This is a genomic window from Bacillus sp. EU55 (genome assembly GCF_038005925.1).
GTDB classification, from domain to species: Bacteria; Bacillota; Bacilli; order Bacillales; family Bacillaceae; genus Bacillus; species Bacillus velezensis.
The window spans coordinates 2416000-2428003 of sequence record NZ_JBBOUE010000001.1; the positions used below are offsets into that span (position 1 = coordinate 2416000).

Annotated in this window: 12 protein-coding genes, 1 other RNA gene, 1 pseudogene and 1 riboswitch; of the genes and pseudogenes, 1 reads left to right on the forward strand and 13 read right to left on the reverse strand. The window is 44.3% G+C overall.

All coding sequences use genetic code 11. The annotated features are described in order from the left end of the window. Window positions 1-6: 6 nt before the first annotated feature. The 6 genes from NYE50_RS12340 to NYE50_RS12365 all read right to left on the reverse strand — a co-directional run bounded on the left by NYE50_RS12340 (window position 7) and on the right by NYE50_RS12365 (window position 7140). On the reverse strand, window positions 7-573 hold the full coding sequence (locus NYE50_RS12340; protein ID WP_014418176.1) for a cysteine hydrolase family protein: 567 nt from the start codon (window positions 571-573) through the stop codon (window positions 7-9). Between the two features lie 522 nt (window positions 574-1095). After that, window positions 1096-2400 (reverse strand): xanthine permease PbuX, encoded by a 1305-nt coding sequence (gene pbuX, locus NYE50_RS12345; RefSeq protein WP_224988090.1) that lies wholly within the window; start codon window positions 2398-2400, stop codon window positions 1096-1098. Then, a complete protein-coding gene (xpt, locus tag NYE50_RS12350; RefSeq protein ID WP_021494223.1) occupies window positions 2397-2981 on the reverse strand; it encodes a xanthine phosphoribosyltransferase in 585 nt (194 codons plus the stop codon). The genes pbuX and xpt overlap by 4 nt, the downstream gene beginning before the upstream one ends. 99 nt (window positions 2982-3080) lie before the next feature. Beyond that, a riboswitch (purine riboswitch) is annotated at window positions 3081-3180 on the reverse strand. Between the two features lie 133 nt (window positions 3181-3313). After that, the gene (locus NYE50_RS12355; protein WP_022553052.1) at window positions 3314-4816 is read right to left on the reverse strand and encodes a carboxypeptidase M32; all 1503 of its coding nucleotides are present in this window, start codon (window positions 4814-4816) and stop codon (window positions 3314-3316) included. A 111-nt stretch (window positions 4817-4927) separates the two neighbouring features. Beyond that, window positions 4928-6847, reverse strand: coding sequence for an ATP-dependent DNA helicase (locus tag NYE50_RS12360; RefSeq protein ID WP_017418013.1), 1920 nt, complete (start codon window positions 6845-6847; stop codon window positions 4928-4930). A gap of 101 nt (window positions 6848-6948) precedes the next feature. Next, entirely contained in the window at window positions 6949-7140 is a 192-nt protein-coding gene (locus NYE50_RS12365) for a hypothetical protein (protein WP_003153550.1), read from the reverse strand. Between the two features lie 166 nt (window positions 7141-7306). Between NYE50_RS12365 and NYE50_RS12370 the strand changes: the two genes are divergently transcribed. After that, window positions 7307-7459 carry a YpzG family protein gene (locus tag NYE50_RS12370; protein ID WP_003153548.1) on the forward strand — a complete coding sequence of 51 codons (153 nt, stop codon included), beginning with the start codon at window positions 7307-7309 and terminating at the stop codon, window positions 7457-7459. 40 nt (window positions 7460-7499) lie between these two features. Here the strand turns inward: NYE50_RS12370 and NYE50_RS12375 are convergent, their stop codons facing one another. From NYE50_RS12375 to NYE50_RS12405, 7 genes and pseudogenes are all read right to left on the reverse strand, one after another. After that, the gene (locus NYE50_RS12375; RefSeq protein ID WP_022553050.1) at window positions 7500-8666 is read right to left on the reverse strand and encodes a THUMP domain-containing class I SAM-dependent RNA methyltransferase; all 1167 of its coding nucleotides are present in this window, start codon (window positions 8664-8666) and stop codon (window positions 7500-7502) included. A 96-nt stretch (window positions 8667-8762) separates the two neighbouring features. Next, window positions 8763-9144: RNase P RNA component class B (gene rnpB, locus NYE50_RS12380), an RNA gene on the reverse strand. A gap of 55 nt (window positions 9145-9199) precedes the next feature. Next, window positions 9200-9499: a cell division regulator GpsB gene (gene gpsB, locus NYE50_RS12385; RefSeq protein ID WP_003153541.1), complete on the reverse strand. Its 300-nt coding sequence runs from the start codon at window positions 9497-9499 to the stop codon at window positions 9200-9202. Between the two features lie 79 nt (window positions 9500-9578). Then, on the reverse strand, window positions 9579-10127 hold the full coding sequence (locus NYE50_RS12390) for a DUF1273 domain-containing protein (protein ID WP_007409499.1): 549 nt from the start codon (window positions 10125-10127) through the stop codon (window positions 9579-9581). A gap of 88 nt (window positions 10128-10215) precedes the next feature. Then, window positions 10216-10452 carry a spore coat protein CotD gene (gene cotD / locus NYE50_RS12395; protein ID WP_003153539.1) on the reverse strand — a complete coding sequence of 79 codons (237 nt, stop codon included), beginning with the start codon at window positions 10450-10452 and terminating at the stop codon, window positions 10216-10218. An 83-nt stretch (window positions 10453-10535) separates the two neighbouring features. After that, a pseudogene (locus NYE50_RS12400) lies at window positions 10536-10643 on the reverse strand (hypothetical protein); the annotation flags it as partial. A 121-nt stretch (window positions 10644-10764) separates the two neighbouring features. Beyond that, complete coding sequence (locus NYE50_RS12405) at window positions 10765-12003, reverse strand: ribonuclease H-like domain-containing protein (protein ID WP_128496695.1); 1239 nt, start codon at window positions 12001-12003, stop codon at window positions 10765-10767. Window position 12004: the final 1 nt, after the last annotated feature.

Genomic DNA, 12004 nt, shown 5'->3' on the forward strand with positions numbered 1-12004 from the left:
TGTTAATCAGTTTCTTTTTTTAAAATCATTGATTAATTGATCAGTCGTTAATATTGTGGCGAATTCATCATGCAATGTTGCCAGAGATATATTGTGAATAGTCTCTGCATCATAATATGTATCATTTTGGTCTCTCATTCCAAAGGCTGCTGTTGCATCTGAAATCAGGTATGTATCAAATCCTAAATTACCGCTCATCCTTGTAGTTGTTGAAACACAGTGCGGCGTAGTCAAGCCAGTGATTACGACAGTTGTTATATCATTTGCTTTTAAAAGCTCTTCTAGATTAGTACCAATAAAGCTGCTGTTTACTTTCTTGGTTATAATGACTTCTTTATCCATAGGTTTAACGATTTCCTTTATAGCAACCCCCTCATTTTTTGGATAAAATAAAGAACCAGGTTTATCAGAAATATGTTGTATGTATATGACTGTCCATCCTTTTTCTCTCCATAATTTCAGTATTTTGCTGATATTTTCTTCCGCCTTTACGTTATTTCGTTCTCCCCACTTTTTATCATCAAAGGCTTTTTGTACATCCACAATGATTAAAGCTTTTTTCTTTTCTGCCATCAGATAACCTCCTATATTGAAAATTCTTATTTATAACATTTTAAATAAAGATTTTACTTTTGTACAATTGTTTCAGTGTTAAATTTCATATCGCACCTTCCCCGTTGGAAAAGCATTGAAATATCTAAAGCACACTCACTCAAAAGCTGCAGATCACCAGAGGCCAGCAATATTCAACAGGGATATCCCAAATACAACTGTTAAGAATGGTGTTACTTATTACCTTAAGAAAGTAGAGATAATCGAAGGGTTCTATCGCGCAACTTTTGAAGGATGGATTAATTAAAAGAAGGGGCATTCCCTTCTTTTCACTCTCTTTTGTAAGGATCTGTGCACAAAATACTCGTTCACGTACATATAGTGCGGGACGGTTTTTCGGCGAAATAAGGCGGATGCCTCGTCACTCAATTTAGTTTCTTTTTCAAAAAATGAAAGAGAATGCCTCACAAAAAGTTCAACAAACTTTCGGAAGCATCCTCGATCTGGATAAAATAAGATGTTATTTTAAAGAAAAACGGGTGACTAACCCTCTTGAACCCTTGTCACATCAAGGGTTTTTTTCGTTTTAGGAATCATGTTATAAACAATATTCAAAATCACGGCGGTAAAGCTTCCGGCGACGATTCCGTTTGTGGTCAGCAGATTTAAGTAAGACGGCAGGTGCTTAAACATATCGGGAACGACGGTTACACCGAGTCCCAATCCGACCGAACACGCGACGATCAGAAGGTTTTCCTGCTTTTTAAAGTCAATTTGACTGAGCATTTTAATGCCGTAGGAGATGACCATGCCGAACATGGCCACCATCGCGCCTCCCAGTACGGAAGACGGGATGATGGTCGTGAAGGCTGCGATTTTCGGAAAAAGGCCGAAGAGCATTAAAAGTGCGCCCGTGACACCGATAACCGCGTTTTTCTTAATTCCTGTCAGCTGCACGAGGCCGACGTTTTGGGAATAAGCCGTGTACGGAAAAGCATTAAAAATGCCGCTGATGAATACCGCCAGGCCTTCCGCGCGGTAGCCTTTTGCTAAATCACGTTCAGACAGGCGCCGGTTTGTCAGGTCACCGAGAGCGAAATAGACGCCGGTTGACTCAACAAGGCTGACAATGGCAACGATGGACATCGTAATAATCGGTGCCGCATGAAATGTCGGCGTCCCGAAGTAAAACGGTTTAATCATTTGAATTGCGTCAGCATTCGCCACATTGTCAAATTGCACTTTTCCCATAAAATATGCGATGGCCGTCCCGATGACAATGCCGATTAAAATCGAAATGGATTTCAAAAATCCTTTTGTAAACCGATAAAGCAGCACGATGATGACGAGCACCGTAAATCCGAGGGCAAGGTTAGCCGGATCACCGAAATCCTTGCTGCCTTCCCCGCCGGCAATATGATTCATCGCGACCGGCATTAAGGTCATCCCGATAATCGTCGCGACAGATCCGGTTACGACAGGCGGGAAAAACGATACGAGCTTACCGAAGAAAAACGACAGCAGAATGACAAGCAGACCCGATGCCAAAATGCTTCCGTAAATGGCTGAAATCCCGTACTCCTTACCGATGGAAATAATCGGCGCTACCGCGGTGAACGTACAGCCGAGCACAACGGGCAAGCCGATACCGAAAAATTTATTTCTCCATACTTGAAGCAGCGTAGCCGCCCCGCACATAAAAATATCAATTGATACGAGATATGTCAGCTGTTCTGCGTTCAGTCCCAATGCCGCTCCTACAATTAAAGGAACGACGACGGCGCCGGCATACATGGCAAGCACATGTTGGATACCGAGGGAAAGTGTTTTGGCATAGCCGTTTTTCATGAACGGACCTCCTGTACAAATGTCGCTTTTCCGTCTTCAAGCGATTGAATTCTCGCCAGCGATTCGACCCGGCATCCTTTTTTCACCAGCTCATCTCTTCCCGGCTGAAATGACTTTTCAATGACGATTCCGATCCCGCAAACCTCTGCGCCTGCTTGTTTTACGATGGATAAAAGCCCTTCTGCCGCCTGTCCGTTCGCTAAAAAGTCGTCAATGATTAACACGCGGTCTTCTTTCGACAGATGATTTCCGGAGATTGCAATCTGACTTTCTGTTTTTTTCGTGAAAGAATAGACGGATGCCGTCAGCAGATCATCCGTTAATGTGAGAGACTTCCTTTTTCTCGCAAAGATGACGGGAACGCCGAGTTCAAGGCCGGCCATCACCGCAGGGGCAATGCCCGAAGATTCAATTGTGACGATTTTGGTTATCTCGTCTTTTTCAAAACGGCGCGCAAATTCCCGGCCGATCTGCTGCATGAGAACCGGATCAATTTGATGGTTTAAAAAAGAATCCACTTTCAGCACTTGATCAGAAAGAACAATTCCGTCTTCTGCTATTTTTCGTTTTAATGCTTCCACAATGATTACCCCCGCTTATAAAAAATAAAAAAAGCATTGCCCGCTCTCCAAAAAAAGAGCAAGCAATGCCGAATGATCTACACGCAACGGCCGAATAAAGCCGTCCCATTGCTCACTCATAGTCGGACATTTACGGTGACCGGTAGAAACTTGCGTGCCATATTCACGCGATTATATGAGTGTTCGTATGATATTAATCAAATTATAACAAGATACACCTCTTTTGCATAGTGAAATTTGAATATTTCCGAACTTTTACAAAGAATTGGTTTTCGATTATTCGTGTTTTTAGAATTTTTAGAAAAACACCCGGTGTATACCGGGCGTTTCGTTTATAAATATAAATTTGAATATTTACCGACGAGATACTCAATGAGATATTGAACGTTCAGCTCTTCTCCCGTTGCATCTTTTATGATGTCAAGCGGCATTTTGCGTCTTCCGTGCTGATGAACCTTTTCTGTCAGCCATTGTTTGATCGGCTCAAAATCGCCCCGTTCTATTAATTGGTCAAATTCAGGCAGATCCTCAAGCATGGTATGCTTCAGCTGTGCCGCATACATATATCCGAGCGCATAGGAAGGGAAATAGCCGAAATCGCCGCCCGCCCAATGTACGTCCTGCAAAATGCCTTTTGCGTCAGATGGCGGCGTAATGCCTAAATAATCATGATATTTTTGATTCCACAATGCAGGCAGTTCTTCCACTGTCACTTCATTACTGAAGATCGCTTTTTCAATTTCATAACGGATAATAATATGAAGCGGATATGTCAGCTCATCGGCTTCAATTCGGATAAAGGTCGGTTTCGCCTCGTTGACAGCGCGTACAAAATCTTCTCTTTTCACATCTTGAAATTGATCAGGCGAAGCCTCAACCATTTTTTCATAATAGGCGGTCCAGAAATGTTGATTTCTGGCGATAAAGTTTTCATAAAATAACGATTGGGATTCATGAATTCCCATGGATGCACCGTCAGATAAGTTCGTTCCGCTCAGCGCTTCGTCAATATTCTGCTCGTAGATCGCATGCCCGCATTCATGAATCGTTCCGAAAATTGCCGTGCGGAAATCGTTTTCGTCATATCTGGTCGTCACCCGCACATCGCCCCGGTTGATTGTCGTCGCAAACGGATGCACCGTCTCGTCCAGGCGGCCGCCGTCAAAATCATACCCGAACTCTTTTAAGAAATACAAGGAGAGGTCTCTTTGTTGTTCTTTCGGAAACGTTTTCGTTATAAAGGAAGTGTCCGGTTTATTGCCGGATTCCGTCACTTTTTTGATAAGCGGAATGATCGCTTCCTTCAATTCAGAAAACAGCTGATCCAGCACCTTTACCGTAACACCCGGTTCGAAAATATCGAGCAATGCGTTGTACGGATGATCTTCATAGCCCCAATACGAAATAAACCGCTTATTAAAATCAATCAGCTTCTCAAGGTACGGAGCAAACATAGAGAAATCAGAGGCAGCCTTTGCATCCTCCCAAGCCGTTTCAGCTTTTGATGTTAAAATGACATATTCTTTATACTCATCTTCAGGAATTTTTTTATTATGATCATAATCTTTTTTCGCAAGTTCCGCCGCTTTCACTGTATCTTCAGAGAGCTCTTCTGCATGCGCGAGAAGGATGTCGATCAGCTCTTTCATCCGGTCGGATGTCTGGATTTGAAAAACGTCAGCCGAAAGCTGTCCGATGCTTTCCGCCCGATCATCAGAGCCTTTTTTCGGGGCTCCCGTTCTTAAGTCCCAATGCATAAGTGCAATGGCTTCGACATAGTGGGATACTCTTTTTAACAGATCAAAAAACTCTTTTTCATATGTATGTAAATCCATATCCGTTCCCCTCCCTTTTCACTATCAATTACAGGCTAATGGAATGCCGTGATAAAGTCAACTTCCCGGATTTAAAAAAGCCGCAGGATAAGAATCCTGCAGCTTTTGTTTTTATACAATTTTCGGTGTAACAGGCAAAACCTTTTTGACTTCGGCCAGGACCCGTTCACTTTCTCCGCCCGCATAAATGGATATGGTTCCGCTGTCCTGATTAGAACGGATAAGGCGGCCGATTCCCTGCCTGACTCTCAAGAGCATGTATGGCAGATCAACTTCCTCAAACGGATCTTTTTTCGCTCCGTTCCGCTTTGCGGTAAACACCGGATCATGAGGCGGATACGGCAATGCCCAAATGGTCACATTCCGGAGCGAGTCACCGGGAATGTCAAGACCTTCCCATAAGTGGACGGAACAAAGCACGGATTCTTCATCCCGCTGGAACTTTTCGACCAGACTGCTGATCTCTTCGTCACCTTCGTAGTATATCGGATACGGCAGCTCCCACGCGGCAGCCTGTTCTTTAAATTCTTTCATGTCTTCAAAGGAAGGGAAAAGAACGAGGGTGCGTCCTTCATTCTCCTTAATGGTTTCAATCGTTTCGGCTGTTTTCTGCTCAGACGTCATGTCACCGTGAAGCGCAACAGACATTTGCTCCTCGTAATCGTACGGAGATTCAACGGTGAATGATAAAGGATCACGGATTCCGAGGCTGTCAGCGATATAATCAAATGAACCGCCCTCAGAAAGAGTGGCCGATGAGAAGATATAAGGAATCTTTTTAGAAAAGACCTTTTCTCCCAGCACTTCGGCTACAGTTCTCGGCATAACGACAAACGTTGAGTCTGTATCCCGCGTTTCAAGCCAGCTGATGGCATCCTTCTGATACAGCGACAGCGAATATGCCATTTGTTCGACGTATTCTTCTACAACTGACAGCTCGTACTTATCAATCGTATACATTTCCGATTCAAATACGAGCGCCTCGCCGATTTTATCGAGCAGACGGCACAGTTCGTCAGCCGCACGCTTAACGCGCTGGTCGTTTTGGATGTCCAATCGGTGAGAGCCGGCGATTTCCTTCGATTCCTCTGACAGCACATAGAAAAACTCATCGTTTGCGGCAAGGGCATCTTCAATCAGTTCGGCGAATTCCTCTCTGATGTCATTTTGAAGCAGACGCTCTAAAAACAGCTCGAGCGTCGACTGCTTCACGCGATAGGTTAACGCTTTTTGCGCGGCGAATTCCAGCAGATGTCCTTCATCAAACACGACGGCGCTGTGATCCGGCAAAAGCGGCAGCTGTCCTTCCCTTTTACGTGATTCTTCCGTCCATACATGCTCCATGTAGAAATCATGGGAGCAAACAATCAGATCCGTTGATTTTCTGTAATGATCTCTTGAAAGTGTTAAACCGCATCTATGTCTCATATCACAAGTTAAACAATCTTGGAAGGAATCATAGCTGACGCCTGCCCACTCTTCATTCGTCAAATCAGCGTACTGTTTGCGGTCGCCGTACGGATAAAAGCGCTGCATCGCTTGTGATTCGTGTACGAATGAAGGCAGCGACTCATAAAGATCCAGCCACTTTTCATCATCAGAACGCTGCATTGTTTTCTCAAGCTTTTTCAGACACAGATACTGCTCATGGGATTTGGACAGCCGTGTATCAATCTGCAGATCCAAATGTTCTGTCAGCTTGGAAATGTCGCCTTCTTTTTTGACAAGCTGTTCAATTAACGTTTCATCGGCGCATGCGATAATGGCCGGTTTACCCGTATATCTGGCATAGCTGATGGCAAACAGCAGATACACCAGCGTTTTCCCCGTACCGACTCCTGCCTCAGCGAACATGACCTTTTTCTCTTTAAATGCCCGTTCAAGCTGAAACGCCATAAATACCTGCTCATCCCGAAGGTCAAAGCCTTTCTCGGGAAGGATATCGTAAAACACGTCACCAATCCAATTGTTCAATTCTTCGTAAAAATTCTTTTCTTTTGTTAAAGCAAAAGGCAAACGTGATGTTGTCACCCAACTCCAACCCCTAACTATTCGGCATTCAGACCATCTATAATATCATTTAACCCTTTTCAATACAACAAAAAAACTTGGCCTCGCCAAGTTTGTCATGATCATTTCCGGTTAATGATATGTGTACATAGGAACGGATGGTCTGTTGAATGTGTATGTTTTACCGCATTTTCAAGTTCTTCCTGTGCGTGTGTCATGGCGGAAGGACCGAACTCCGCTCCGGCTTCCTCCAGCCGGAAAGCAGTTGCGTCTAACGCCTTTTGTATTTTACTGAAGTGCTCGCTGTTCAGCATAAAATAAGATCACCTCTCAAATAGAAATAATCATCATTCTATGCCGATGTTTCACTTTCTATACATGCCATTCTGAATGATCCTCACCTGACCTGCACAAACTACAACAGATATTCGATCGAATATCCATCTTCACAAATTTATTCTACCCGGGAGTGATGGTTACATGAGTTATAAAGATCGATTAGATCAGCATTCTGAATTGTTTCATCACAATTGGACGCGGCCGAAACGCTCTAAATCGCAAGTGAACGGCCACACCGAAATGTCCCAGACCAACATTATTTTACGGAGCAACGCAAAAGCGCACCGCTGGTAATGGCAGAATAAAACGTAAAGATGCCGGAGAAGACGCTGTTTCAGGCGTCTTCTCTTTGTTGCGGCTTTTTCCGCTGCGGCCGCACTTTAGCCCAGTACTGATAATAATCCGTTTTGATAAAACCGTTAAAGAGCTTCCGTTTTTTGGTTGCTTTTCTTCCGTAGGCCTCTTCAAATTGTTCATTTGACGTTAACATGTAGACAGACCATGTATCAAGAGATTCAAATGCCCGGCCCATTTCTTTATACATCTGCTCGACTTCCCTTTTTTCGCCGAGCCGTTCGCCGTACGGAGGGTTTCCGACGATTACGCCGAATTCGAGTTTTGTCGTAAAATCCTGCACCCGCATTTGTTTGCATTCAATCAGGTCCCCAAGTCCCGCTTCTTCTGCGTTTTCTTTGGCGATATTTACCATCCGGTGATCCACGTCACTGGCAAAAATCTGCAGCGGCTGATCATAGTTCGCCTTTTCCTCCACTTCAAGACGCGCCTTGTCCCACAGTTCTTTTCCGATCCATTCCCAGTCTTCTGAAACAAAATCACGGTTAAAACCGGGAGCAATGTTTTGCCCGATTAAAGCGGCTTCGATGGCGATCGTGCCGGAACCGCAGAACGGATCAACGAACGGACGGTCAGGCGTCCAGTTGGTTAACTGAATTAACGCGGCAGCGAGCGTCTCTTTAATCGGAGCTCCTCCCTGATCAACCCTGTATCCTCTTTTGTGAAGGCCTGTTCCTGATGAATCCAGTGTAAGTACGGCTTTATCTTTTAAAAGGGAAATCTCCACCTTATACTCAGGGCCCGTTTCTTCAATCCATTCATTTTGTTTTCCTGATTGAAGTTTCAGCTTTTCCGCTATCGCCTTTTTGACGATCCGCTGGCAGTCAGGCACACTGGCAAGCACTGATTTCACGGACTTTCCGATAACGGGGAACTTTGCGTTTTCCGGAATGTACGCGCGCCAGTCAATCGCTTTTGTTTTTTCAAACAGCTCATCAAACGTTTTCGCCTGAAACTCGGCGACCTGTACCTTGATGCGGTCAGCCGTCCGCAGCCATAAGTTAGCGCGGCAGATCGCAAGCGCATCTCCTTCAAAGATGACTTTTCCGTTGTCTACTTTGCATTCATAACCTAAATCACGCACTTCTTTGGCGACGATCGCTTCGATTCCCATCGGCGCCGTCGCTATTAGTGTGTACTTCTTCATCGTATCACCCTGTCTCTTTTAAGCTTTCGTTTCATTCAAGATAAAAGCTCCCCTTTTAAGGAGAGCTCTAATTTGTCATATCAATAATGTTTAACGTTCTGTAAGCCATGTTTTGTTCCGTCGTACTGCAATCGGCTCATCACCTCGTACTCAGGCGGCAATCATCTATCTACAGAAAGTATTCTGTCCTTCTATCTGTTCAGTTCCTTCAAGAAGGTTCCCCTACCAAAATTTGGGTTTCTCGCTCGAGGGGTTTACCGCGTTCCACTCTCACCATTTCTGATGAGACTTCGTCACTGTGGCACTTTCAAGGATACTCAGCCATATCCGGAGACGTAGGCTTTTTTCCTGCCGTCAGCCTATCAAGGCTGCCCTAGCTTATTTCTTCGCTAGGCACGAACACTACGGGCATCTCAGCACCGTGCGAGCATGGACTTTCCTCTACAGATTCAAAGATCTGCAGCGATTACCCGAACGTTAAGAACACTTGTTCATTATAAAGCAACTTGTCTCATTTGACAAGTGCATCTGCCTTATTCGTCATAAAGTTTGCTGCCGAATACATGTTTCTCAAGGTTGGACAGCCTTTTCAGAATGTCAAAGTTGGTCGTATTGGACTGCACCGGCTGTTTTTTACTTGCTTCTTCAAGCTGTTTTTTCAGCTGCAGATTTTCCTGCTGCAGTTCTTCAATTTCTTGATGAAAGGTTTCATAATCCTTAATAATCATATCTAAAAATTTGTCAACGTCTTCTTGTCTGTAACCTCTAACGCCTGTTTTAAATTCTTTTTCCAAAATGTCTTTCGCAGAAAGCTTTACTTTATCAGCAAGCATCTTTTTCACCTCATATCGTGAATCATCATGTTATATTTTATTCAGAAACACGTCCCGTTGTCAAATATTCTCTGACGTGTTATGTAAAGAAATCTTCTTCTTCAACGGCGGCACGGAGATCATCCATTGTAATCGAATAAATCGGATATCCGTCTGTTTCACGGCGTTTTTCTGCCTGCTGCAGCATATATTTCGGCGATCCTTCCATTTCAGGATCATATAAAAGCAAAAGCGCATCTGACTTTTCAATAAAGAACGCGTTTTTCTGCCGGAATTGGAGCGGACTTTCGTACGGCCGATGCGTCAGGCTCTCCTCATAATCTGCCTGTGCAAGCACCGCTTCATACATTTCTTTATTCGGCTCCTTCCACTTTTCCTCCTGGCCGTAGAAAGGTGTGATAACGGCAACCTTTAATTCCGGATACTCTTCTCTGAGATCGTACGCCGTTTCTGCCGCCCAAAGCTCAGTCCCCAGCTGTCCGGATATGAGAATCCATTCCAAGCCTTCGTCAATAAAGCTTCTGAGTCTGGTTTCTATCGCCTTTTTTATATAAACAAGCGCCCGGTCATCCTGTTTAAAAATCCCGAGTTCAAACGGCTTGTATCCTGTTACGGCTAATACTTTCAATTGATCACCTGCTTAAAAAATGGGGCTCCCCATCGGGCCCCATTTTGATTTGCTGATATCCTAACCGATCTTGCTTAAGCGTTCAATACTAATGATCGCAGCAAGGGCTTCCGCACTGAAAATGCTGGTGAGTTGTCGGGTCAACATTTGAAAAAGTGTGCGGATAGTAATGAACGTGCTCAAAGTTGTGGTGATTTACGTTAGTTGTATGTTGCGGATGAATATGCGGCACAACTGTGTTAGAAAAACAATGGTGTTCACAGCAATGAGTCGGATGGACAATCGGCGGCATCACGTTTGGTCTGCAACAATGATGATGAAACATGCTAAATCCCCTCTCCATTAACTTTTATTACACTGTTAGGTTATGAAGAAAAGAGGGTGCATGTTCTAATTCAATCACCCAATTTAAAAGTGCGTCAGCAAGCTGTCTTTAAAATTCGAAAATACAAACGCAATCAAAAAAACCACGACAAAGAACAAGTAAAAAACACCTTTATACATACCAACTCTCCCCTATAAATAACTAACGCTATTTTACAAGATGCGGCACCATTCTACAACAAAATCGATGCGGATTCAGAAAAAAATATTTTTGGCGAAACAGCTCGGCTTTTGCGCTTTCCCGGGCAATATTTCAAGAGGAATATTTCCTCTTGAGCCGGGCAATTCTCACATGGAGCTTCTCGGCTTCTTTTTCCGATATTTCCCCGTCTTCTGCCGCCTGCTGCGCGGCCTGCAGAGCTTTTTTGTAATCTTTTGTGTGATGCTCAAAATAGATCGCCAGCTCTACCGCTGATTGGTGTCTGCATATGTGAAGATCAGAGCCCGTCAGTTTCTCCCAAAGGGGCACGGCGTCTTGCCTGCGGTTTTGTTTTTTATAAAGCATTGCTAAGTCAAAAAGGGCCCGATCTGAATCTTCAAAGGCTTTGCCTTGCAGCGCTTCCAGCTGTGAAACAGCCCGATCGGTTTCTTTATGAGCGATAAACCATTTCGCCATGGCGTATGCTTCCTGACGTTCTGACGTCTGATCAGAAGATGCAAAAATCTTTTTTGACATATGGATGTAAAGAGCGATGAGGGAAAGCACATCTTGTTCATTATGCGAGAGCACTCCCTTTAAAAGAGCCGGGTCCTCCGCCTTTAAAAATTGAAAATACAGCATCGGCGCCAAATAACCAGGGGTGTCTTCGTCCCTTTTAAAAGCAAGCTCTTCATTTTCAACCGCCGAAAGCGATACACGCTCTAATTTATGTTTCCAAAGCCGTCTCGCTCCGTGCAGAAGATCAAAGTGTCCGAAGTCAGGAAGTTTCGGAAGCCTGTCCCGCAGCAATGTATGCCTAGTTTTTACCTGCGGCCAGTCAAAGGCTTTTCCGTTATACGTAACAAGAGACGTAATGTCAACCTCACTTAAAAAGCTTTTGTAAAGAGCCGTCTCGTTTCCCGGTTTAGGAAGCAGATGCTGTTTAACCGCGACACGGTCTTCATACACTCTTGCATGACCGAGCAAAAAAATCATATTGCCGGCCCCGCCGCCGAGGCCGGTCGTTTCAGTATCAAAGAAGAACAGCTGGCTTTTTTCGTATCCTTCTGCTGATAAAGTATGCGTCAAACCGCCTTTATTCCATAATGCCATGACGTCATCAAGTTCACTGAAGCTGTACCGTCCGTGGCGGTGCGAAAGCGGATAGACGGTTTCGCGGATAAGACAGTATTCATCCTCAAAAAAGAAAGGCTTCACTCCGAATGCCTCCCATTCTTCTCTAAATGGGACTTGAATATCCGGAACCGAAAGTTGTGAAGCTGCCGGCTTTTTTTCAGCTTCCGGCACATTCAGGTGGTTTTTCATCCGCTTTAATTTATTTTTCAAGGACATC